This is a genomic window from Desulfoluna spongiiphila (assembly GCF_900101345.1).
Taxonomy (GTDB): domain Bacteria; phylum Desulfobacterota; class Desulfobacteria; order Desulfobacterales; family Desulfolunaceae; genus Desulfoluna; species Desulfoluna spongiiphila.
Window position 1 is genome coordinate 106,585 of sequence record NZ_FMUX01000005.1, and the last position, 22,537, is coordinate 129,121.

Below are 22,537 nucleotides of genomic sequence, written 5' to 3' on the forward strand. Positions count from 1 at the left end.
AGCAGGGCCTGAAAACCTTGCAAAGATTTAATGTGCTGGTACGCACCTATAGTCCCTCAATATCTCACCCCGAAACGTTCCACGGCACCGGTGACCTCCTGCCTGAACTCCTCGGAGCGGACAATGCGCCTCAGTTCGATGCTCTCCACCTCAAGGACCCGGTGCAGGTCGTCCTGGGAGAGGTTGAGGAGTTTTTTGACACCGAAAAGCGTCTCGGCGGGGACCTCGGCAATGGATCGTGCCATTTTGACCGTTTCCTCCTCCAGGCGATCGGGGGGGACGATGCGGTCCACGATTTTGATGCCCAGGGCCTCCTTGGCGGTGATGTCGTCCTTCCGGAGGAGAAATTTCGAGGCGGCTGCAGAGCCGATCATACGGGGGAGGAAGTAGGCCAGGCCCCCTTTGGGGACCAGGCCGATGTTGTGATAGGGGTTCTGGTAGACGCTCCCGGTGGCAAGGACGCGGTAATCGCATGCCAGGGCCATGCTGAGAAAGATGGTGTCGATCTGGCCCCGGTCGGCATGGATGACATACTTGTTGACGGTGGCGAGCTTGAGGATGAATTGGTTGAGGGCGTGGTAGAGGCGCTCCAGCTTGTCGAAGCTCAGGCTGCCGCAGGCCACCTTGCGGTAGAAATCAATGTACTCATTTCTTCCTTTTTTCCCCTCGGCACCCATGAGAATAATGACCTTTACTGACGGGTCGGATGTGAACCGTTTGAAGTAGTCAAACATCAGCTCCTTGATATCGATGTCGCTGATGGCATTTACAAGGTTGTTTTTGAGCTTCAACAGGACAACGGATCCTGATCTGTAACATGAAAAAATTGGCGTGTCGCCGCTGCGATTTTCGAACATAGCCCCCTCCGATGGTTGACCAGGGTTATTAAGGACAGGAATCATGGTGGTGTCTCTCTCCGTCAATCATTGCAGAAGGTATCTATATATTCCCGGGCTTCTCGAATGGCCTCTTCTGTGGCCTCTCCCCTCATTTTTTCCATTTTTCCCGTCTCCGGGTTGTAGGTCATGACCCCCTGGCTCAGGTAATCATTGATCATTTTTTTGTATCGGGCGCATGTGGGGTTGTCATCGGACAGGTTCGATGTGGGACCGGATGCACCGGAAGACTCACCGCCGTTTTTTTTGAAGGCGTTTATCTTCTCCAGCAGGGTGACAGGGTCTGCCTGAAGGGCGCTTTGGGAGACACACACACCTTCAAGGAGTACATAGGCACCTTCACAGGCACCGTCCACAGGCATTTTCATGGTGGCTGAATCAGAGGCCATGGCCGGTCCGGAGACAGACGCAATGGCCATCAGAAGGAAGCATACGAGTCTGGATACGTTGAGAGATGATGTCATGGGGGGTCTCTTCTGTTTTGTCACCTGAATTAAAAAAACGGGGACATGGTTGGGGTGTACTGGGCGGTCAAGCATTTGATTGATAATATCAGCGTGTTACCAGGGGCTGGTGGGACGCTGAACTATCGTTTCTTACGGGGCCGATACCCACTTGGATAATGAGTATTGCTTGATAAGATCATAGTTTATGTAGTAAATCAAGCCTATTCGATGGCTTGTCTCGTTTTTGGCGGGGCCGACATCGGACCGGAGGTGTGTGGGTCCATGTCGGCAAATCATCCCGGACAGCATGGCCGAAGCTTTTTCGGTAAGATTCGGCGTGTCGGGATTACGAGTCCATCCTAACCCCGAGACTGGAGTTGCCCCATGCTTAACGAGTACACCCGATTCGATGCCCTGGGCCTTGCGGAACTTGTAAGAAAAGGTGACGTTCATCCCCGAGAGCTTCTGGAAAGCGCCATTTCAAGGACGGAACAGATGAATCCGGACCTGAATGCCATTATTTATACCTTTTTTGACCGCGCGCGATCCATGGCCTCGGGTCCCTTGCCCGAAGGTCCTTTTACCGGCGTGCCCTTTCTCCTCAAAGACCTCATGGACAGCTATGCCGGAGAACCCCTGTGCAAGGGAAGTCGGGGGATTCGAGCGGTTCCGGAGGAGAACAGCGAACTGGTCAATCGGTTCGTTTCCGCCGGCGTGGTGCCCTTCGGGAAGACCAACACACCGGAGTTCGGCCTCACCATCACCACGGAGCCCAAGTCTTCGGGACCTGCCCACAACCCATGGGGTCGGGGGATCAGTACCGGGGGATCTTCCGGCGGGTCGGCTGCCGCCGTTGCCGCCGGTATTGTGCCCATGGCCTCGGCAAACGACGGCGGGGGGTCCATTCGGTTTCCCTCTGCCTGCTGCGGTGTGTTCGGCCTGAAGCCATCCAGGGGATTGAACCCCATGGGGCCGGAGTCGGGTGAAGGCTGGGACGGTGCCGTGGCAGGCCATGTGATAACCCGAAGCGTTCGGGACAGTGCCGCCATGCTTGATATCACGGCAGGGCCGGAAGTGGGTGCCCCCTACCGCGTGTCTCGGGGGCACGGAACGTACCTGGATGCCTGCGGGACCGACCCGGCCCCCTTGCGCATCGCCTTTTCATCGCGACCCTTTACAGATGCCACCCTGAATCCCGAGGCGGTACGGGGCCTTGAGGCCACCGTGAAGAAGCTTCAGGAGCTCGGGCACCAGGTGGAAGAGGCGGACCCGGAGATCGATACCGACGCCTTGTGGCGTGATTTTTTTGTGGTGGTGTGTGCCCATGTGGCTGCTGAAGCCTCGCTGACCAAAAAAGACTTCGGAAAGGATGCCTTTGCCGCCCTGGAGCCCTCCACCTTGAACATGGCCATGATCGGGCGTTCTTTGACGGCCTGTGACCTGGTGATGGCGAAAAAGGGGTGGCATGCGGTGCAGCTATCCATGGGTCGGTTTCTTACGCGTTACGATCTGCTCCTTACCCCCACCCTCATTGCTCCCCCCGATCCCCATGGGGTGCTCCCCCCGACCCGGTTTGAAGATATCCTTCTTAAGATGGGCAGCCCAGTGGCAACCGGTCGCCTTCTCATGAAGATGGGGCTCGTGAAGCATTTTGCCGGTCCCACCCTGAGCCGTATGGCGTTTACCGTCCTGGGGAACATTTCGGGGCTTCCCAGTGTTTCCATGCCCCTGCATTGGACCGACGCAGGCCTGCCCCTGGGCATGCTCTTCACCGGTCGCATGTGTGATGAAAGGACCCTGTTCAAGCTTGCCGGCCAAATCGAGCGGGCATTTCCCTGGGCCGATCGGTATCGTAAGTTGGATTGAGGGGACAAGGGCGCCGCCGACTAAAAGTCCGGGGAAATGTTTAATGCACTTTCCCTGCAGTGCTTCCCGGTGTATATGGTTCCTGTTTGTTGGTCTGTGCCTTTTTAAGGAACGCAAAGGGCCCGGGCGCTGCCTGTGGCGGCTTCCGGGCCTTGCATGTAAAACATACGGAGATGGATACACCATGTACACGTACGAGCCCGAGGGCGTCTGCGCCAAAAAGATAGCGTTTGAGATTGAGAACAATGCCGTGAAACACCTTGTGTTTACCGGTGGCTGCCCGGGCAACCTTCTGGGCATAGGGCGCCTTGTGGAGGGGATGCCGGTGGATGAGGTGATTTCCCGGTTGAAGGGGGTCACCTGCGGAAGAAAAGCGACCTCGTGTCCGGATCAGCTCGTGGCGGCCCTTGAGGCCTTCAGGGTCGGAAAGCTCGAAGAGGAGATTCCCGTTGTTTTTCCTTCGATGGCCGGGTGACGCGCGCCACAGGGGCATGACCTCGTTTTTGGCCGTCGGCCTGGCTTCCTGTGACACAGAGCCCCGGGGCCTTCGACGAAGCCGAGTCGCCCATGGCCAAGGCACCAGAGCTGCAGATGGGTCCACTTGGCTCCCCCGAAGGGTGGGAAGAGCGAACAGAAAACCGAAAATAACATGTAACTATTCAGCTTGCCTCCGGCGGGGCGCTTTTTTGAAAAAAAAGCGCCGCAAAAACCGTTTCTAATGTGAAAAAGTGGAAATTATTTCGGCGGAGCCTGGAAAGGCTTGCTTAAGACCTGTTTGTCAAACTTTTTAAAAAGGTTGGCCGCCGGAGGCTTGTTTGAGCTGAATAGTTACAATAACATGTTGTTTTTTTCCTCTCGCACCCTCCTTATAATATAGTTATACCTTTATTTGTGTTGCGGGTTTTTACGAAATATCCGGGACAGCACCACGGACAGCCCGTATCCGGGTGATGGTCCACCACGCGTCCAGTTGCTTTCCTGGCCCGGGCTGTACCCTTCAACAGGCCATGATTCGGTAGAATCATGGCCTGTTTTTGTTTATGACGACTATTGTTTGATATTATCGAACCTCTTTCGGCTTTTACGATCAATGTTCTACATTTTCTCCTCGTGGACGTGTAGCGTACCGGGGGCGCCTGGCTTTGTTTTTCTATGGTGTGCACATGCATGGCAGGATTTGGAATACTTTTTATGTCCCGTATGTCGGAGGCGCGACAAAACGAAGAGGAAAACCGTATATGTTGATCCTGCGGCGGTAATTCTCTGGATTTACGTACTTAAAAAGCGTGGGTTGCCGGGCGCTGAGACCGGGATACCTCTCGGTGAGTTTTATATTATTCTTTCTGAGAGTAATTATGTGTTGAATAATCGGGCAAAGTGTCATATGAAAATTGATCAAATGCGATGTATAGTTATTTGCAATGCGATATTTTGTGAGAATATAGTTAAATGGCTTTTCTTTTTTACTAAAATTAATCCTGTAGTAAGTTGTTTGCGGGCGGATTGAAAAAGGCTTCAGCGTTAACGCCCCACTATCTCCCTTGAATGGGCTGATGCCTTTTATGTCGTTATCTTCCTCCCCGTTTCAGCCGACACCGGTCGCAAGAAAAGCGGGGCCCACGGCGATGGGTCGCGAGACGTGGCGATGGGTCGGTCGCGACGGTCCACAAGCATTTACACCCTCCAACGATGCGTTTTAAGGCGCCGCAACCCATGCGCCTTATCAATACCTTGTCGTGTCACGGTTAAACGGCTCGGAAAAAATAAATCACACAGTCGCACGTTTTGATCGTTCTGCCTGGTATCGGGTGGCACCGGTTTGGTGGTTTCGTGCGGGAAAAGGCCGCAGATTCGGTTTGCTGCCCAATGATTTAATTCCATGTCCCTGAGACGAAAATCAACATGGTGTCTACCTGAGATGAGTCACGATGGCCCGTTATGTTACGACGCCATGGGATCCCCCTGCCTGTGTTTTATGAGCGATGCGATGTGCGAACCCTCTGGTTAAGGAGTCTGGATGTGAAAAAGACCATTTTTGTCGTGCTGTTCCTCTGTGTTTCGTCTGTCTGCGGGTGTGGTTTCGCGCCTGTGTCTCCTCCGGAATGGAAGCTTGAAAAGGAAGGCATCGTCCTTCATTTCGAAGCAGACAACCAGCTCAATCAACGGCACGGGAAAGCCTACACCCTGTACGTTGTCCTCTATCAGCTGAACGACCCCAACTCCTTCAACCAGCTCTGCCTGGATGAAGACGGGCTCGCCAAGTTGTTGGAATGCAAGGTCTACGATGAGAGCGTTACCTCCGTAAAAAGTATCTATATCTACCCGGGGAGCGACGTGACCCATCGGATGGAACGGGCCGAAGGGACGAGGTACCTGGGGATAGTGGCGGGGTACGGCATGTTGACCCAGGAGCGCATGGTGCGCCTCCTTGAGATACCCGTGTACATTGAGCGGGAGAGTTCCTTCAGCTTTAATAAGAAGTTGGTTCCCGGCCTGTTAGAAGCCGACTTTAAGCTGGGCCCCGATCAGATAGTCGATGTCGACGCAGAGGAAAACTAGGCATGGAGAAACCACTTTTCTGGCATCAGGGGCTTTTCCTTCAGCCGCAGCACCTTCAATTGAACCACAGCTACCACGAATCCGCGTTGACGCCCTACAACCGGTACATCCAACCCCACCTTACAGGGGTGGGCAACGTTTCCATCCGAAGTTCGGCCGTGTCCGGTTCGTCCATCCACATCGACGCCGGATCGTTCTGGTTCCCGGACGGTACCTACGCCGTCATCGGGGAAAATGCCCTGATGGAGCCGCGACGGTTCCAGGAGTCCTGGGTGGACGGGGGCAAACCCCTGACGGTGTATGTCGGCGTCCGCAAGATGAACCGGTACCAGGGCAACGTCACAACCCTGGGGCCCGGCGTCATTCCGGGGGAGGTCACCACCCGGTATCTGGCCCGGGAAGAACCTGAAAATGTGAGGGATCTGCACCAGGACGGGCCACCGGCTCAGCTCAAAACCCTGACCCTGCTGCTCAAGGTTTTTTTTCACTCCGAGCTGGACCAGCTGGGGGGGTATGAGCTGATTCCCATTGCCCTGCTGGAGCGAAACGGCGACGACATTGCCTTGTCCACGCGGTTTATTCCCCCCGTCTTTTCCTTGAGCGGGTCCACTGTGCTCTGGGGCCTGGTCCAGGATGTCTACGATCAGTTGTCCTACAAAGGGCACGAACTGGAGAGCTACAAGAAGAAGCGGGGCGTTCACAATGCGGAGTTCGGCTCCCGGGACATGGTGTTCCTCCTGGCCCTGAGGACCCTCAATCGCTATATCCCCAAAATCGCCCACCTCATCGAACACAAAGAGGCCCACCCATGGGACCTCTACGTGGTGTTGCGACAGGCCATCGGAGAGCTCTCCTCCTTTTCGGAGCGTGTCAATGTCCTGGGGCAGAACGAAGAAGGGGGGGCCGGACTTCCCCCGTACGACCACGACAACCTGTGGCACTGCTACTCGCAGGCGGGGATGATCCTTGCCTCCCTGTTGGATGAGATCACCTCCGGGCCCGAGTACATCATCGAGTTCCAGCGGGAGGATCCCTACCTCAACGCCGTACTCCTGCCTCCCCATCTGGAGGCCAACAGCCAGTACTACCTCGTGGTGACGGGGCCTGAAGAGATGGACCACATCCTCGAAGCCGTCAAGATCGGGGTCAAGCTGGGTTCCAAGGCCTCGGTGCCCGCCTTTGTGGAGAGGTCCCTTCCGGGGATCGCTCTGGAACACCTGGCCGCCCCTCCACAGGAACTCCCGCGACGCGGGAATTCGTCTTACTTTCGCATCGACAGCCAGGACGATCGCTGGCATCGCGTGGAACGAGAAAAGCATATCTCCCTGTACTGGGAAGGGCTTGCTTCGGATATGAAGGTGGAGATCATGATTGTCAGGAGGAAATAACATGCATTTGAGCGACTGTTTTATCCCGTTAATGGCCTGTGTGGCCTACGCCCTGCCCGAGGCTGAGCGTAACCAGGCGTCCTACGAGGAGCTTCGGGCATCCATTATGGCCCATGTGGATGCGTGTGGGCGTCACCCGGCCCGCAGCGAGTTTTCCGAAGAGGATTTCGAAGGGGCCCGGTTCGCCGTGTTCTGCTGGGTCGATGACCGGGTCATGCAGTCGGGTTGGAACGGGAAGGCCCAGTGGCAGAAGGAGTCCCTGCAGCGGGTCCACTTCAAAACCGCCCAGGGTGGTGCCGAGTTTTTCACCCGGCTCAAGGAGACGGATCCGTCCCGGCGGGAGGTGTTTGAGGTGTTTTATCTCTGCCTCATGGCGGGGTTTCGCGGGAGGTACGGCATGGAGGGGGACGAGCAGATCCTGGAGGATTTAAAAGCGGGGCTCTGCAGGCGGCTGGTGAATGATGACGAGCGGTTGACCTCCGATGGACGGGAAAAATGGTTTCCGGCGCCGTACAAGGGGGAGATGCCCTCGGGGATGGAACCCCGGGCAAAGAGCGGCTCGTCGATGATGAGCTTCCTGCTTGTGCTGTCGCCTGCGGTGCTGTGCGGCATACTGTTTGTTATCTATGGGTTTATTTTAAACAGCGAAGTTCTGACAGGACTGGTGCGATAAATGCGAACATTTCTGAAAGCGGTTCTGATTCTCTGCCTGTTGACGACACTCATCCTTGTGCCCCCCGTGGTGGCCATATTGCTGGGGTACTCCGTCTGGACGGGAGCAGCGGTGTCTGCAGGGGCCCTGGGGCTGATCCTGGTCTTTTTTCTGGTGCGATTCATCTGGAGTCGGTACCGGGAGCGCAAATTTGTCAACGGGCTGGTGGCCGAGGATGCGTCCGCGGAAGACAAGGCCATTGCAAGCGAGCAGCGTAAGCAGTGGAAGATGTCCGTTGCCGAACTGAAAAAATCCCACCTCCGTGTGAAAGGGGACCCCTTGTATGTGCTCCCCTGGTACATGGTCATGGGGGAGACAGGCACGGGGAAATCCACGGCCATCGAAAATTCGGGCCTTATCACCAACCTTGCCCAGCCTCCCCGTGCTTCCGGGGTCTCCGGGACGCGCAACTGCGAATGGTGGTTTTTCAATGAGGCCATCGTGCTCGATACGGCAGGACGATACGCCACCCATCAGGATGAGCCCCAGGACAAACGGGAGTGGCACTCCTTTCTCAAGCAGCTGGCAAAATACCGGAAAAAAGAGCCCTTGAACGGGCTCGTGGTGACGGTCTCGGCCAAAACGCTCCTGACGGGAACCCGTGAAGAGGTCGACCTGGAAGGGCGCAAGATCCGGGATCGCATCGATGAGCTGATGAAGGTGATCGGGGCGCGGTTTCCCATTTACCTGCTGGTGACAAAGTGTGATCTGATCCAGGGGATGACCGAGTTTTGCGAGCAACTGCCCGATGCCGTGTACGAGCAGGTGTTCGGGTCCATCAACGGGGACATGCAGTGTGATGCTTCGTTTTACCTTTCCTCTTCTTTTTCCCAGGTAACGGAAAAGCTCCGAAACTACCGCCTTCAAGTGGCGCGCTCCCTCGGTCCCGACAGCACCCGGACCCGGATTCTTTTCTTTCCCGAGGAGTTCCAGGGCATCGAAAGCCGACTCAAGGTCTTTGCAGAGGCCGCTTTCAGCAGCAACGTCTACCAGGAAGCCCCGTTTTTACGGGGGCTCTTTTTCTCCAGCGCACGCCAGTCCGGCCGCCCGTTTTCCCAGTTTCCCGAGGCGGCCCCCATGTTGGAGAAGAGAGCCTCAGGCCAAGAGCAGGATGCAACGGACACCAGCTATTTTCTTCACGATCTCTTCTCGAAAATCCTTCCGGTCGATCGAAACATCCATGTGCCCACACGGCGCCTCATGGAGGGCAAAAGGCGCATGAAGGTCATGGCCTTTTCCTGCCTGGCCCTGGCCAGCCTGACCCTGGGGGTTCTTTTGAGCTACTCTTTTTCCCTGAACCTTTCCATGGTCCGGGATGCGCAGCGAGAGTACGCCATGGTTCCTTCCCTGCGGGGTGAGTTGTCCGAGGATGTCGATACCCTGGAGCGGCTCCGGCTGCTTATTCGCAGCGTGGAAGAGAAAAACGAGAGCCGCCTGCTCCCCGATTTCGGGCTGGACCATTGCTCCGCCCTGGAGCGGGACCTCAAGGTTCGGTATTGCGACCGGTTCCAGGGGGTGTTCCTTGCCTTTTACGATACCAAAATGGGCGACGCCGTGGTGAATTTTTCACCGGAGACCTCCAAGGAAGAGCTGGCAGGGGTGTTTCCCCATTATATCCGCCGTATCAACCTCATTGCCGCAAGGTCCGGCGGGGCGGAACCGGCCGCCTTGTCCGCCTTGCCCCAGCCTGATTTCAGGAGCCTCTTGATCCCGGAGGGGAGCTGGGACAACCCGTCCGTCTTAGATGCCGTTTCAGCCCAGTATCTGGACTACCTCACCTGGGCAAGCCCGAAGATGCTGGCGGGGGAAAAGGAAATGCTGGCCTCCTGGCTCTCCTACGGGGTGAAAAACGAGGATCTCTCCCTGGCGTGGGTCGTGACGTGGTGCAACGGCTTAGGGGGAATCCCCCCCTTGACCCTGGCGGAGTTCTGGGAGGGGAGCCGCCGTCTGGCGAATGAGCCCTTTGTGGGGCCGGCCTTTACCCTCAAGGGGCGGGAGCAGGTGTTCGGGATGCTCACGGAGCTGGAGCAGGCCCTGGATATCCCCCTGGAGATCGCCCAGAAAAAAACGACGTTTCTGGCATGGTATCACGAGGTCTATGCCCAGTCCTGGCACAGCTTTGCCACCTTTTTCCCTAAGGGGCAGGAGACGGTGACCGGAAAGGAGGAGAGCATCTCCACCCTGGTAAGGATGGGCACCCAGGACAACCCCTATTTTTCCCTGCTGAGTGAAATGGCCCTGGAGCTCTCGTTTTTTCAGTCCGAGGTCGAAGAGCCCCCCTTGTGGATGGAGCCTGTCTTTGAATTCGAGGCCATTCGGCAGCATGCCCTTGTGTCCACCCAGAATAAAAAGGGCGGGCCCAACGTGAGGGTCCCCGGCAAGGGGGCGAGGCTGCTCTACAGGATAAAAAAGGTCGCCGGTCCGGTGAACAAGGACGCACAGGTGCCCGAAGCCGTGGTCGCCGGCGCCGAAGCCTTCAATCGTTATGCCGAGGGACTCTCCGGCATGTCAACCGCCGCCTTGTCTCCGGCCGGTGCGTTTGCCCTGGCGGGGACAGCCTTTACCGAAGACCCGGTCACGGGTGGCTCACCGGTCCGCACGGCCATCCACGGTGAAGACTCCCTTAAGATCGTCATGGAGACCCACCGCACGCCCAGGGCCCTGTTCCGGACCCTGCTCAGCGGTCCCTTTGATTACCTCTGGGCCGACACCTGCAACACCGCCGGGCGATACCTTCAGGACGTGTGGGATGAGACGGTGCTCTCGGAGATCCAGGGGGTCTACAACAAGAAGAACATCAGCGGGTTGCTCTTCGGAAAAGGCGGGGCCGTCAAGCGCTTTGTCGCAGGTCCTGCCAAGCCGTTCATCGGGAAAAAGAGCAAAAAGGGGTACTACGCCAAGGAGGTGGCGGGCCAGAGCATTCCCTTCACCGATTCCCTGTTTACCTACGTGACCCGGGGCACCTACTCGGTGAAGTCGGATAAGGCCGTGTTCAAGGTCACCATTGAGGGGCTTCCCACGGACATCAACCCGGAAGCCACCATTCAACCCCACATCACCACCTTGGAGCTTGAGAGCGTTGAGAAAACCCAGGTGCTCACGAACCGAAACTATCGGGTCCAGGAGACGTTTGACTGGTCCTCCAAAGACGGTGGGGAGGTGACCCTGACCATCGGGGTCGGGGATTTGGTCCTTGAGAAAAAATACACCGGCAGCTGGGCCTTTGCAAAGTTCATCAAGGATTTTTCAAACGGCCGGCATGAGTTTCGGGTCCGGGATTTTCCCGAGGCCAGCGGCTCCCTGAAACGAAAGGGCGTCCGCTACATCCGGGTCAAGTACAAGATGACCGGCACGAAGCCCATTCTCCGGATGATGAACAATGTGGCGGGAAAGCCCCCTGAGGTGATTGTCGCGTGGTTGGACTGATCTGGAGACAGAAATGGAGCTGGTATCTTGCCGGCAAGCATCCCATTGCTGGGGATTATCTGTACCTGGGAAAACCGACGCCCCTTTTAAAGGGATTCTCCGGCTGGATGGAGAAGGGCTACGAAGGGGTGGGCCGCAAGGCCGACCCCCAGGCCCACATGGCATGGCGGTTCTGGGCCCGGGGCCCCAACGGGGAGCTCGTCTGCGGCATGATTAAAGAGAGCCGCGACAACCATGGCAGGCGCTATCCGCTGATGATCGTGGGGGCCGGGCCGGTGGCCGAGAGAAACCGGCACTGGGACCTGTTGCCCTATGCCTGTCGCGACACATGGGCTGCCCTTGAATCCCTGGGAGGACGCACCATCACCCGGATTCAGGAGCTCAAGCGCAGGGTGGTGGGGATCAGGTTTGCAGAGCCCCGCTGGAACAGGTTCTACCGGGAACGGGAAACGGAAAAAGATACGGTGATATTATCAGGCGGGAAGCACAGGGCATCGGGATTCATGGATAAGATGAACAACATCGAGGGGCTGGCGCGTCTGGAGCACTTTCTCGTGCCCCTGGATGTCTGCGAGGGAGAAGGAGACCTGGCGCCGGCAACCAAGTTGCTTCGGCTCCTGAAAAGCCGTTCGGCACTGGAACCGGCCATGGTGTTCATCGGGGGCTCGGAAACGGATCGGTACCTGATGTGTTTGAAACGTCCCCTGATGCTGGAAGATTTCGACACCCTGTGGGTGTCGCTTCGGGAGGCGTCGTGATGGAACAGGTCGCCCTGCTCGGAAAAGAGCCCATCAGCGAAGCCGCCCCCGCCGGGGAGGATGTCCGCTACGAGCCGAGTTTTGAATCGCTCCAGGAGGAGATCGACAAACTGAGTTCTCCCACCGCCCGGGACGCCTTCTCCTGGGAGACCGTGGATCGCCTTGCCACCGGAATCCTCAAGGAGAACGCCAAGGACCTTCTGGTGGCCAGCTATCTTTGCGTGGCCCTTGTCAACCTCAAGGGGTGGCCGGGCCTTGACGTCGCAACGGCTGTGTATTCGGATCTTCTGGAGACCTTTTGGGCGTCTCTGTTTCCCCCGATGCGGCGCATGGGGGGCAGGCTCTCGGCCGTTCAGTGGTGGATGGAAAAGACCGATGAGGCCCTGTCCGGTGAGATGAAGGGGACGGCAGATTCGACGGTCCTTGATCGGATTCGCGGGAACCTTGCGAAGATCGACCGCTTTTTGGGTGAGCATACGGAGTTCGACCTGGCCCTCGGCCCCCTGGTGGCAAAGGTGGATCGCGTGGCCCCGGCGGAGGAGGCCCCCAAAGCGGCGGAAGCGGCACCTGCCGAGAGAAAACCCGCCGTTGAGGCCGTTTTGTCCACAGAGGAGGTGGCCCTGGACGCCGGGAACCTCATGCGGAGCATGGCCCCTCTGTTCAAGACGCTGAAACAGGCTTCACGGATGGTCCGGGAAGAGAAGATGCAGAATCCGCAATCCTATCGCTGGCTGCGGTTTGCCCTCTGGGAGCCCATCAAGGACCTTCCCCCGGCCACAGGGGGCATGACAAAGATCCCGCCCCCCCCAGCGTCAGGTAACGGAACACCTGGAAACACTCAAGGGCGAGGAGGCGTGGGAGGAGCTGGTTTCTCGGTCGGAAAGCCAGCTGTACAACCCCCAGCACACTTTTTTGCTGACGCTTAACTACTATTCTGCAGAGGCTCTTTCGCGTTTAGGAAAACGGTATGGCCAGGCCCATGAGATGGTGTGCCGGGAGACCCAGCTGCTGCTCCAGCGCCTGCCCGGCATCGAGGCCCTCAGGTTTTCAGACGGCACCCCCTTTGCCTCGGATGACACCCTGGCCTGGGTCGGTGGGCTCCAAGGCTATCTGGAAGGCCAGGGGGAGGCAGGGGATGAGCCCGCTGCCGACGGGGCCCAAGACGGGACCTCGGTGGCCGATGTGATCCAGGGCGCCCGGGTGCTGGCTCGGGAGGATGGAAAACTCCACGAGGCCGTGGATGGCCTGCACCGGAACATCAGGGAGAGCGGCTCCGGAAAAGATGCCCTGGCATTTCGCCTGGGGCTGATACGCCTTTTGGCCGAGCACCGGCAGGAAAAAATGGCCGCCGCCCACCTGGAGAGGGCGTGTGCGGATATCACGCGCTTCGGGCTCAGGGACTGGGACCCTCCCCACGCCCTGGGCGGGCTGAAAGTGATTTACACCGTCATGAAAAAACTGCCCGGAAAAGAGTATGCGGCACGGGCCGCTGAGATTCTGTCCATGATCGCGGAGATCAGCACGGTGGACGCGATGGACCTGCAGAAAAAGCGATAATTAAATCAATCAATACCTAAAAAAGGAATGGGGGTAGGACATGGCAAAAGACGCATCCGTTGCACCCAAAGAGCGCGTGAACATCGTGTACAAAACCTCTGTGGGGGACACCGAGGAAGCTGTTGAGCTGCCCTTGAAGCAGCTGGTACTGGGGCATTTTTCCGATACGGGACAGGAAAAACGCATTGAGGATCGGGATTCCATTTCCATTGACAAGGATAACTTTAACGAGGTCCTGAACGCCCAGAACGTGTCCGTGGATTTGAACGTCCCCAACAAGCTTTCGGAGGACCCGGAGGCGGAGATGAACGTCTCCCTGGATTTTAAGACCATGAAAGACTTCGGCCCGGAAGCCGTGGCCCAGAAGGTACCGGAGCTGCAGAAGCTGATGAAGCTTCGCGAAGCGCTCCAGGCCCTTAAAGGCCCCTTGAGCAATATTCCGGAATTTCGCAACACCATCCAAGAGCTTGTCAGCGATGAAACCCAGCGCAAGCAGCTTTTGAAAGAACTCGGGCTTAATGAAGAGTAAGCGTGCCGACATAAATCCATGTCACGTCATTCCGCGAAGCATTGGCTTTGCATCTCTGTTTTATCGGCATATGCGGTCGCGAAGGTCTTTTTTGTCATATTTATGCACGCATGCTTAGAAGGAGAATCATCATGAGTGAGGTACGGGAATCTGTAGAAACCCCTGGGGCGGAGGCCGCCGTTGAAAGCGTTTCGCTTCTGGACGACATCATCGAGTCCACCCACATCAAACCCGAAGACGATGCCTATGCCCTGACCATGCAGGGCCTCCACGCGCTCATCGCAAAAATAGCCTCCCCCGACGCCGGCATCGAAAAGGTGACCAAGTCGGTGGTGGACGACATGATCGCCGAGCTGGACCGGCAGATCAGCCTGCAACTCGACGAGATCATCCACCACGAAGCATTCCAGAAGGTGGAGTCCCTCTGGCGGTCCCTCAAATTTCTCGTGGACCGGACGGATTTCAGGGAGAACAACAAGCTCGAAATCCTCAACGTGACCAAAGAGGAGCTGCTGGACGACTTCGAGGATGCACCGGAGGTGGTCAAGTCAGGGCTCTACAAACGGGTGTATACCGAAGAGTACGGACAGTTCGGTGGGGAACCCTATGCCACGATGATCGGCAACTACGAGTTCGGGTCCTCTCCCCAGGATATCAAACTGCTGGGGTACCTGGGCAGCGTGGCCGCCATGGCCCATGCTCCCTTTATCGGGGCCGTGGCCCCGTCCATGTTCGGCCTGGAATCCTTTGCCGGCCTGTCGCAGCTCAAGGATCTGCGCTCGTTGTTCGAAGGCCCCCAGTACGCCCGGTGGAAGTCCCTTCGGGAGTCGGAAGATGCCCGGTACTTAGGGCTTGTGATGCCCCGGTTCCTGCTGAGGCTTCCCTACGGCAAGGACACCGAACCGGTGAAGTCCTTCGATTATGAAGAGGATGTCTCCCGGGACAACGAGAATTATCTCTGGGGAAACGTCTCCTTTGCCTTTGCCTCAAAATTCTCCGAGAGTTTTGCCCGGTACCGCTGGTGCACCAACATCATCGGTCCGAAAGGCGGCGGCGCCGTAGAGGACCTGCCCCTTCATTTCTTCGAGGACATGGGCGCCATCCAGAACAAGATTCCCACGGAGGTGCTCCTCTCCGAACGTCGCGAATTCGAGCTGGCCGAAGAAGGTTTCATAGGGTTGTCCATGCGAAAGGGCAGCGACAACGCGGCGTTTTTTTCAGCAAACTCCATCCAGAAACCCAAAAAATTTCCCAACACGGCCGAAGGCAAAGCCGCTGAAACCAATTATCGCCTGGGGACCCAGCTGCCCTACATGCTGGTCATCAACCGGCTTGCCCACTACCTGAAAGTGATTCAGAGAGAAAACATCGGGGTCTGGAAGGAGCGGGTGGATCTTCAGCGGGAACTCAACGACTGGATTCGGCAGTATGTGGTGGACATGGAAAACCCCCTGCCCGGCGTCCGGAGCAGGCGCCCCTTGCGTAAAGCCGAGATCATCGTTGACGACGTTCCTGGGGAACCCGGGTGGTACAAAGTTGGCCTGAAGGTGTGCCCGCATTTCAAGTATATGGGCGCATCATTTACTTTGTCCCTGGTAGGCAAATTGGACAAAGAATAATCATTAACTACGGAGGAAAAGCTTATGCCAATGACATCGCACATGGAAGTGACCGGAAATACGCAAGGCAAGATCGACGGCTCTTGCGATATGGAAAGTCGCGAAAACACAATGCTGGTTTATGCCTTTGATCACAAAGTGCATATTCCCAGGGATCCGCAGTCCGGGCTCCCCAGTGGAAAGCGCATCCATGGTCCCCTGACCGTGGTCAAAGAGATCGACAAGTCCTCTCCCAAGCTCTACCAGGCCCTTTGCACCGGAGAGCAGCTGGGCAACGTGACCCTGAAGAAGTACCGCATCGATCCCACAGGGGCCGAAGAGCATTACTTCTCCATCGTCCTTGAAGACGCCATTATCGTGGAGATGAAGCCTTACATGCCCATGGCCTTCCTGGCGGAGAACGAGCCTTTCCGGCACATGGAAGAGCTCAAGTTCACCTACTCCAAGATCAAGTGGACCTGGGAAGTGGATGGGATCGAGTCCGAAGATTCATGGAAGATTCCGGTTTGATATGAGGGGGCGATGTGAGTGATTTGAGACTTCTTGAACGCCTTCGGCAGTGGCAGAACAACCCCGGAGAGCGGGCGAGAGACCATGCCGGGACACGGGTGAAATCCGTGGTGAAGCATCTCCAGCTTTTGCTGAACTCACGGGTGGGGACAACGCTGATGGACGGCCAGTTCGGGTTGCCGGACCTGTCGGATCTGAAGGTTACCTACCCCGACTCCGTTCAGGACATGGAAAAGACCATCTCACGGACCATCGAAACCTATGAACCGCGGCTTTCCCAGGTGGACGTCAACTTTGTGTTTCAGGATGACCGCACACTGCGCGTTTTTTTTCGGATTGATGCACGATTGAACACCGGAGAAGAGGGCCGGGAGATTGTCCTGGAAAGCTCGGTGGACACCTATGGAAAGATGACCGTCCGGACGTGAGGTCTGACCCTCAGGCCTGCTGACGCCGCGGTTGCTCCAAGGGAGCAAGGTGACCACAATCACCCGGCTTCCGGTAAAGCACCCGCATACAACGGCTGATAACAGACCCGAGGACAGACTGAACCGAGCCTGCTGCCGATCTCGGCAGCAGGCTCTCCACCAAAAGTAATTACCTCAAAATGACAGAAAAAAGCAAGGGGGATTCACTTGCAAGAGTACTTGGGCAGGTATGGATTATTAAAGCATGACCAGTGATGCATTGTCTTAAGATAAGGGGTTTCATTGTTTAATTATTATTTTCAGAAAGAGTTGGGTCACCTTAAAGAGATTGGGGTGGCATTTGCCCGTGAGAATCCGGCCATTGCCCCCATGCTGGGGGAACCGTCCGCGGATCCGGATGTGGACCGGCTCTTGGAGGGGGTTGCCTTCCTCACCGGGTCCATCCGGCAGAAAATCGATGATGAGTTTCCGGAAATTATCCACAACTTCATCCGTCAGGTGTGGCCCCATTACCTTCGGCCGCTTCCGGCCACCACCCTGATGGCGTTCGCTCACCAGGAGGGGACGGATTCGGTGGCCTATGTGCCGTCCGGTGTGGAAGTGGACTCCGTGGCGGTGGACGGTACCGCCTGCCGTTTTCGTACCTGCACCGATGTGGTCCTGCCCCCGGTGTCCGTGGTTCGGGCAGGCTATGAGGAGACACCGGACGGCACCGCCGGCATTCGGGTGACCCTTGGGTTGACGGCACAGGACGACTGGGATGCGGACAACCTTCGGTTTTATCTCGGGGGAGGGTATGCCGAGGCCTCGGATCTTTACCACCTGCTGCTCACCGGGGTGCGCCGGGTGGTGGTGGGCACCGGCTCCTCGCCCCACGGTGCGGTCCTTGGCCCTGACTGCTTGAAGCCAAAGGGTTTCTCTGAAGAGGAGGCCCTTATCCCCTGGCCTTCCACCTCTTTTGACGGATACCGCCTTCTTCAGGAGTATTTTGTGCTTCCGGACAAATTTCTCTTTGTGGAACTGACCGGGCTGTCGGCGTGGGGCGAGCGAAAAAGCGGGGAGGAGGTCGATCTCTGGTTTGAGCTGACAACCGCTCCGGAGGTTCCTCTGCGTGTGGATGCCTCAAGGTTCATGCTTTCGGTGGCCCCGGCGGTGAATGTGTTTTCCCACAGCGCGGATCCGGTGCTGATCAGCCCTGAAAAGAACGAATACCGGGTAAGGCCCACGGCTCCCGATGTGTCTCATTATCAGGTGTTTTCTCTTTCCGGTGTGTCCGCGTACATGGCTGGCAGTGGCGAGGTGAGGCCCATGAAGCCCTTCCACAGCCTGGCCATCGACGAGTCCGACGTGGTCTACAGCGAGATCCTGACGAAGTCTCCGGTGCGAGACGCCATGGACGTCAGCATCTCCATCGCCACCCCCGGGGGCAGGGCGATGCCCGATTTCAAATCCCTCTCCTTTGATGTGCTCTGCACCAACGGGTTTCTTCCGGAGCAACTCCATTCCGGGGATATCCGCGTGGCCACCACCCGGTCCCCGGAAGGGATCTCTTTCAGGAACATCCGTAAGCCCACCTCGGCGGTGCTGCCCCCCCTGGGGACCAATGCCCTGTGGCCGTTGATTTCCATGATGAACCTTAACCAGTTTTGCCTGACCCGTCTTGAGAACCTCAAGGCCATGCTGGCCCTGTTTTTACTCGACGGCCAGGGAGGCCGGCGTGTTTTTGCCTCGAGCGAAAAGCGGATTGAGGGCATTGTGGGGCTGGAGGCCGATCAGGCCAGCCGTCTGTTTCGGGGGGTGATGGTGAGCGGGGTCATTTTCCGTATCGCCATGCGCAAAGATCACTTTGCCGGCATGGGGGATTTGTATTTATTTGCCGCCGTGCTGGATCGATTCCTGGGGCTCTCCGCGGCCTTGAATACATTTACGCAGCTCGTGGTCACCGAAATCGGGACCGGGGAGATCTTTACATGGCAGGAACGAATGGGAGAGCGGTTGCTGGGATAAGGGAGGCGCTCCTGGAGCGGGGGCGGTCGTTTTCGTTTTTCCAGGCCATGCGGCACCTGAGGAACCTCACCGCAGAAGAGGGGGGCGCTCAGGGCAACGGGGGCAGGCCCGTGGACGGCGTTCGGGTGAGGCCCAGCCTGTCTCTCTCCTTTGCCGGGCCGGGTATCGAGGGCATTGAAGAGAGAGCTCCCGGCCAGTGGCTCCTCACGGCAAATATTCTGGGACTGTACGGCACCGGGTCGCCCCTGCCGGTCTTTTACACCGAGGATCTCTTCGGTGTGCTGGAGGGCGAACAGGACGCGGCACGGGATTTTCTGGACATCATCAACCAGCGCCTTTACGAGCTGCTCTACGACGGGTGGGCCAAATCCCAGGCCATGATGAAGGTTGTGGAAGAGGGCGATACGCCATATGGGGACCGTTTTTTCAGCCTCACCGGACTGGGGCGCACCTCCCTGCGCACCGGGTTGCGAAATCCCTGGGGGCTGATTCGCTACAGCGGGCTCCTTTCCCAGGGGAACCGGTCTGCCTCGGGTTTGAGAACCCTGCTCTCCGATGCCCTGGGAGGCCTGTCGGTGCAGGTGACCCAGGCCTTGAAACGGCAGGTCCCCATCAGCACCGACCAGCAATGTGTACTGGGGGTGTCCGGTAACGCCCTGGGGGTTACATGCTATCTTGGGACCGAATTTGAAGACGCCACCGGGGCGATTCTGATTCGTATCGGCCCCCTTTCCGAAGAGGCATACCGCTCGTTTTTACCGGGTACCGACGGCTACCGACAGGTCGTGGCGCTCACCCGTTTTTATCTCTCTTCACCGATCTCCTTTGCCCTGGAGGTGGTGATGGAAGAAAACGCAAAAAAAGAGACCACCCAGCCCGGACAGACCACATGGGCCCGGTTGGGCCTTGATACCTGGGTGTTCTCCGGGGAGAGCCCGGGGGAGCTGTCCACCCGATTTTATCCGTGACTATGAATGTCCCGGCCGACCTGCCGGAGGCACTGCTTTTCGTAACCCATGGGAAGAGAAATGATCACAGTAGACATGAAATCCTTGTTGAACCGGCTGAATCCATGCTGCAGGAAGGCCCTTGAGGCCGCCGCCGGCGTGTGCGTGTCCCGAACCCATTATGAGGTGACGGTGGAGCATTTTCTGTGGCAGCTCCTGGACGAGCCCTTGTGCGATGTCTCCCGGATTTTAAAGCAGTGCGGGGGAGGGGGGGACGAGTTGCGACGGACCCTGGACCGGACCCTGGAAGAGTTTGCCACGGGAAACGGAGCCAAGCCGGTCTTTTCTCCGCGGTTGATGGACTGGTTCCAGGAGGCGCAGCTCATCGGATCGGTGGAGATGGGAGAACCCCAGATCCGGTCGGGGGTGCTTCTGCTTGCCTTTTTAAACCGGCCCACCCAGTTCTCCACCGTTGAGATCGGGGACCTGCTGCTCCGGGTCAACCGCGAAGAGCTTGTCAAAGGGTTTGCCTCCTTTACCAAAGGTTCGGTGGAGGAGGTAAAAGGCGCCCCTTCAGGAGCCGATCCCAGGCCTGCCGGGGCCCTCTCCAAGTATTGCGAGGATTTTACCGCCAAGGCGCGGGCCGGAAAGATCGATCCGGTCTTCGGAAGGGACACGGAGATCCGTCAGGTGGTGGACATCTTTGCCCGCAGGCGGAAAAACAACCCCATTGTGGTGGGGGAGGCCGGTGTGGGCAAGACCGCCATCGTCGAAGGACTGGCCCTGCGCATAGTGGAAGGGGACGTGCCTGATTTTTTAAAAAACGTCACCTTGATGAGTCTGGACATGGGGCTTCTCCAGGCTGGAGCCGGGGTGAAAGGCGAGTTTGAGAATCGCCTGAAGCAGGTGATCGAGGAGGTGAAGGCCTCGGAGACGCCCATCATCCTTTTTATCGACGAGGCCCATACCATGATCGGGGCGGGGGGCTCAGCCGGTGGGAGCGATGCCGCCAACCTGTTGAAACCGGCCCTGGCGCGTGGCGAGCTGCGAACCGTTGCTGCCACCACCTGGTCTGAGTACAAGAAATACTTTGAAAAAGACGCGGCCCTGGCGAGGCGATTTCAGCTGGTGTACCTGGACGAGCCCTCGGAAGATACGGCCACCCTGATCTTACGGGGGCTCAAGGCCAACTACGAAAAAAGCCACGGGGTGGTGATCCGCGATGACGCCGTAAAGGCCGCGGCCGAGCTCTCCGCCCGTTACATCTCCGGGCGCTACCTTCCGGATAAAGCCATTGACCTTCTTGATACCAGTGCCGCCCGGGTCAAGGTGCTGCTCACGGCAAAGCCGGGGCCCGTGGAGGATATTGAGCGGCAGCTTCAGGCCAGGGCGCGCGAAAAAAGTGCCCTGAGCCGTGACGGGGTGTACGGATCACCCGTGGACACAGAACAGCTTGAGGCCGTGGAGGCTGAGATCAATGCCCTTGAAACGGAACTCACCGAGGTGACGGCCCGCTGGGCCATGGAGCAGGGCCTGGCAGCCGAGCTTATTGATTTACGGCAACAGTACTGGGAGCGGTCGGTTGCCCCGGAAGCAGAGGTTGCCACCGAGGTTCCGGCAACCGAGGTGGAAGAGACCGAGGCGGCCCATGACTCTGCTTCATTGTCCGCAGAGCCCCCCCATGGGGACGACGTGGAGGATGATCCCGTTGTCCCCCTGGCCGACGAGGAACTTCGCGCGCTCATCGACGACCGGTCATCGGAGCTTGCCGCCATCCAGGGTACGGATCCCCTGGTGCGCACCGAGGTGGATCCCGGCATTGTCTCCGAGGTGGTCTCGGACTGGACCGGTATTCCCGCAGGCAAGGTAATGCACGACGAGGCCCGGACCATCATCGGTATGGAAGAGGACTTGAAGGCCCGTATCAAGGGGCAGGATGAAGCCATCAAGGGGATTTCCCAGGTGATCAAGGCCTCGAAGGCTGGCCTCGGGGATCCGGAACAGCCCCTGGGGGTGTTTCTCCTCACCGGGCCCAGCGGGGTGGGGAAAACCGAGACGGGCCTGGCCGTGGCCGACCTGCTGTTCGGGGGGGAGCGCTCCACCATCTCTGTCAACATGAGCGAGTTTCAGGAAAAACACACGGTGAGTCGACTCATCGGCTCGCCTCCGGGGTACGTGGGTTACGGAGAGGGGGGGATCCTCACCGAGGCCGTCCGTCAGAGGCCCTACTCCGTGGTGCTCCTGGACGAAGCGGAAAAAGCCAACGACGAGGTGATGAACCTTTTTTACCAGGTCTTTGACAAGGGGGCTCTTTCAGATGGCGAAGGGCGGAGGATTAACTTCAGCAACACCGTGATCTTCCTGACCAGCAACCTCGCCTCAGAGCTCATCTCCAGTGCTGCGGAAGCCGGAGAGATTCCCGATACCGAGGAGCTGATTGCCGCCATTCGCCCGGCCCTGAGCCAGCACTTCAAGCCGGCTCTTTTGGCCCGCATGAGTATTGTCCCGTTTTTGCCCCTGCCAGCGGACATCATGCAGGAGGTGGTGGAGATCAAGCTCCGGAAGGTCGCGAACCGCCTCCAGGAGACCCACAACATCACCTTGACCGTTGCTCCAGCCGTCATCGGGCAGATCGCGGACAGGTGCGTGGAGGTGGAGACCGGGGCCCGCAACATCGACCACATCATGAACGGCACGGTGCTCCCGCTTATTTCCCGTGAACTTCTCCAGCGCATGAGCGAAGGAGAACTTCCGGCAGAGATGACACTGGACACCGACGAGGCGGGCGCTTTTGTGTGCGTGCCGTCTATGGGTTAAGAGCGGGGAAGAGCGCGCCTCCGGCGGCAAGGTGTGTCACCTTGAAAGCAAGTTGCGAATGTGCTTTTCCCC

Annotated in this window: 18 protein-coding genes; 16 read left to right on the forward strand and 2 right to left on the reverse strand. The window is 57.9% G+C overall.

The features are described from left to right. Positions 1–56: 56 nt before the first annotated feature. Both BLQ12_RS08770 and BLQ12_RS08775 read right to left on the reverse strand, forming a co-directional pair. Positions 57–857, reverse strand: a complete 801-nt coding sequence (locus BLQ12_RS08770; RefSeq protein ID WP_175469596.1) for an enoyl-CoA hydratase/isomerase family protein — start codon at positions 855–857, stop codon at positions 57–59. Positions 858–919: 62 nt separating this feature from the next. Continuing rightward, on the reverse strand, positions 920–1,360 hold the full coding sequence (locus BLQ12_RS08775; RefSeq protein WP_139163914.1) for a hypothetical protein: 441 nt from the start codon (positions 1,358–1,360) through the stop codon (positions 920–922). Between the two features lie 366 nt (positions 1,361–1,726). Between BLQ12_RS08775 and BLQ12_RS08780 the strand changes: the two genes are divergently transcribed. The 16 genes from BLQ12_RS08780 (at position 1,727) to tssH (ending at position 22,465) form a co-directional block, all read left to right on the forward strand. Next, positions 1,727–3,208 carry an amidase gene (locus BLQ12_RS08780; protein WP_092210268.1) on the forward strand — a complete coding sequence of 494 codons (1,482 nt, stop codon included), beginning with the start codon at positions 1,727–1,729 and terminating at the stop codon, positions 3,206–3,208. Positions 3,209–3,392: 184 nt separating this feature from the next. Beyond that, a complete protein-coding gene (locus BLQ12_RS08785; RefSeq protein ID WP_092210269.1) occupies positions 3,393–3,683 on the forward strand; it encodes a TIGR03905 family TSCPD domain-containing protein in 291 nt (96 codons plus the stop codon). A gap of 1,544 nt (positions 3,684–5,227) precedes the next feature. Then, complete coding sequence (gene tssJ, locus BLQ12_RS08790; protein ID WP_175469597.1) at positions 5,228–5,767, forward strand: type VI secretion system lipoprotein TssJ; 540 nt, start codon at positions 5,228–5,230, stop codon at positions 5,765–5,767. A gap of 2 nt (positions 5,768–5,769) precedes the next feature. Continuing rightward, entirely contained in the window at positions 5,770–7,155 is a 1,386-nt protein-coding gene (tssK, locus tag BLQ12_RS08795; RefSeq protein WP_092210271.1) for a type VI secretion system baseplate subunit TssK, read from the forward strand. A 1-nt stretch (position 7,156) separates the two neighbouring features. After that, the gene (locus tag BLQ12_RS08800) at positions 7,157–7,828 is read left to right on the forward strand and encodes a DotU family type IV/VI secretion system protein (protein ID WP_092210272.1); all 672 of its coding nucleotides are present in this window, start codon (positions 7,157–7,159) and stop codon (positions 7,826–7,828) included. Continuing rightward, positions 7,829–11,293, forward strand: coding sequence for a type VI secretion protein IcmF/TssM N-terminal domain-containing protein (locus BLQ12_RS08805; RefSeq protein WP_092210273.1), 3,465 nt, complete (start codon positions 7,829–7,831; stop codon positions 11,291–11,293). It abuts the gene before it with no gap. Continuing rightward, positions 11,281–12,051 carry a TagF domain-containing protein gene (locus BLQ12_RS08810; RefSeq protein ID WP_092210274.1) on the forward strand — a complete coding sequence of 257 codons (771 nt, stop codon included), beginning with the start codon at positions 11,281–11,283 and terminating at the stop codon, positions 12,049–12,051. The genes BLQ12_RS08805 and BLQ12_RS08810 overlap by 13 nt, the downstream gene beginning before the upstream one ends. Further along, complete coding sequence (locus BLQ12_RS08815; protein WP_092210275.1) at positions 12,051–12,977, forward strand: TssA family type VI secretion system protein; 927 nt, start codon at positions 12,051–12,053, stop codon at positions 12,975–12,977. The genes BLQ12_RS08810 and BLQ12_RS08815 overlap by 1 nt, the downstream gene beginning before the upstream one ends. Next, complete coding sequence (locus BLQ12_RS08820; RefSeq protein WP_092210276.1) at positions 12,880–13,608, forward strand: type VI secretion system domain-containing protein; 729 nt, start codon at positions 12,880–12,882, stop codon at positions 13,606–13,608. The genes BLQ12_RS08815 and BLQ12_RS08820 overlap by 98 nt, the downstream gene beginning before the upstream one ends. A 40-nt stretch (positions 13,609–13,648) precedes the next feature. Next, positions 13,649–14,137, forward strand: a complete 489-nt coding sequence (gene tssB / locus BLQ12_RS08825; RefSeq protein ID WP_092210277.1) for a type VI secretion system contractile sheath small subunit — start codon at positions 13,649–13,651, stop codon at positions 14,135–14,137. A 131-nt stretch (positions 14,138–14,268) separates the two neighbouring features. After that, a complete protein-coding gene (gene tssC, locus BLQ12_RS08830) occupies positions 14,269–15,756 on the forward strand; it encodes a type VI secretion system contractile sheath large subunit (protein WP_092210278.1) in 1,488 nt (495 codons plus the stop codon). 24 nt (positions 15,757–15,780) lie between these two features. After that, positions 15,781–16,266, forward strand: coding sequence for an Hcp family type VI secretion system effector (locus tag BLQ12_RS08835; protein ID WP_092210279.1), 486 nt, complete (start codon positions 15,781–15,783; stop codon positions 16,264–16,266). 14 nt (positions 16,267–16,280) lie between these two features. Then, the gene (gene tssE, locus BLQ12_RS08840) at positions 16,281–16,694 is read left to right on the forward strand and encodes a type VI secretion system baseplate subunit TssE (RefSeq protein ID WP_092210280.1); all 414 of its coding nucleotides are present in this window, start codon (positions 16,281–16,283) and stop codon (positions 16,692–16,694) included. A 333-nt stretch (positions 16,695–17,027) separates the two neighbouring features. Then, positions 17,028–18,701, forward strand: coding sequence for a type VI secretion system baseplate subunit TssF (gene tssF, locus BLQ12_RS08845; RefSeq protein ID WP_254782025.1), 1,674 nt, complete (start codon positions 17,028–17,030; stop codon positions 18,699–18,701). Next, positions 18,665–19,669, forward strand: coding sequence for a type VI secretion system baseplate subunit TssG (tssG, locus tag BLQ12_RS08850; RefSeq protein ID WP_092210282.1), 1,005 nt, complete (start codon positions 18,665–18,667; stop codon positions 19,667–19,669). The genes tssF and tssG overlap by 37 nt, the downstream gene beginning before the upstream one ends. Before the next feature lie 60 nt (positions 19,670–19,729). Then, positions 19,730–22,465, forward strand: coding sequence for a type VI secretion system ATPase TssH (gene tssH, locus BLQ12_RS08855; protein ID WP_092210283.1), 2,736 nt, complete (start codon positions 19,730–19,732; stop codon positions 22,463–22,465). Positions 22,466–22,537 lie beyond the last annotated feature (72 nt).

Bases quoted from the DNA above. Each gene is read 5' to 3' on its own strand.
- BLQ12_RS08805 (WP_092210273.1), top strand. From the start codon at position 7,829: ATGCGAACATTTCTGAAAGCGGTTCTGATTCTCTGCCTGTTGACGACA.
- BLQ12_RS08775 (WP_139163914.1), bottom strand. From the start codon at position 1,360: ATGACATCATCTCTCAACGTATCCAGACTCGTATGCTTCCTTCTGATG.
- tssK (WP_092210271.1), top strand. From the start codon at position 5,770: ATGGAGAAACCACTTTTCTGGCATCAGGGGCTTTTCCTTCAGCCGCAG.
- tssB (WP_092210277.1), top strand. From the start codon at position 13,649: ATGGCAAAAGACGCATCCGTTGCACCCAAAGAGCGCGTGAACATCGTG.
- BLQ12_RS08800 (WP_092210272.1), top strand. From the start codon at position 7,157: ATGCATTTGAGCGACTGTTTTATCCCGTTAATGGCCTGTGTGGCCTAC.
- BLQ12_RS08785 (WP_092210269.1), top strand. From the start codon at position 3,393: ATGTACACGTACGAGCCCGAGGGCGTCTGCGCCAAAAAGATAGCGTTT.
- BLQ12_RS08835 (WP_092210279.1), top strand. From the start codon at position 15,781: ATGCCAATGACATCGCACATGGAAGTGACCGGAAATACGCAAGGCAAG.
- tssG (WP_092210282.1), top strand. From the start codon at position 18,665: ATGGCAGGAACGAATGGGAGAGCGGTTGCTGGGATAAGGGAGGCGCTC.
- BLQ12_RS08770 (WP_175469596.1), bottom strand. From the start codon at position 857: ATGTTCGAAAATCGCAGCGGCGACACGCCAATTTTTTCATGTTACAGA.
- tssC (WP_092210278.1), top strand. From the start codon at position 14,269: ATGAGTGAGGTACGGGAATCTGTAGAAACCCCTGGGGCGGAGGCCGCC.
- tssH (WP_092210283.1), top strand. From the start codon at position 19,730: ATGATCACAGTAGACATGAAATCCTTGTTGAACCGGCTGAATCCATGC.
- BLQ12_RS08780 (WP_092210268.1), top strand. From the start codon at position 1,727: ATGCTTAACGAGTACACCCGATTCGATGCCCTGGGCCTTGCGGAACTT.
- BLQ12_RS08815 (WP_092210275.1), top strand. From the start codon at position 12,051: ATGGAACAGGTCGCCCTGCTCGGAAAAGAGCCCATCAGCGAAGCCGCC.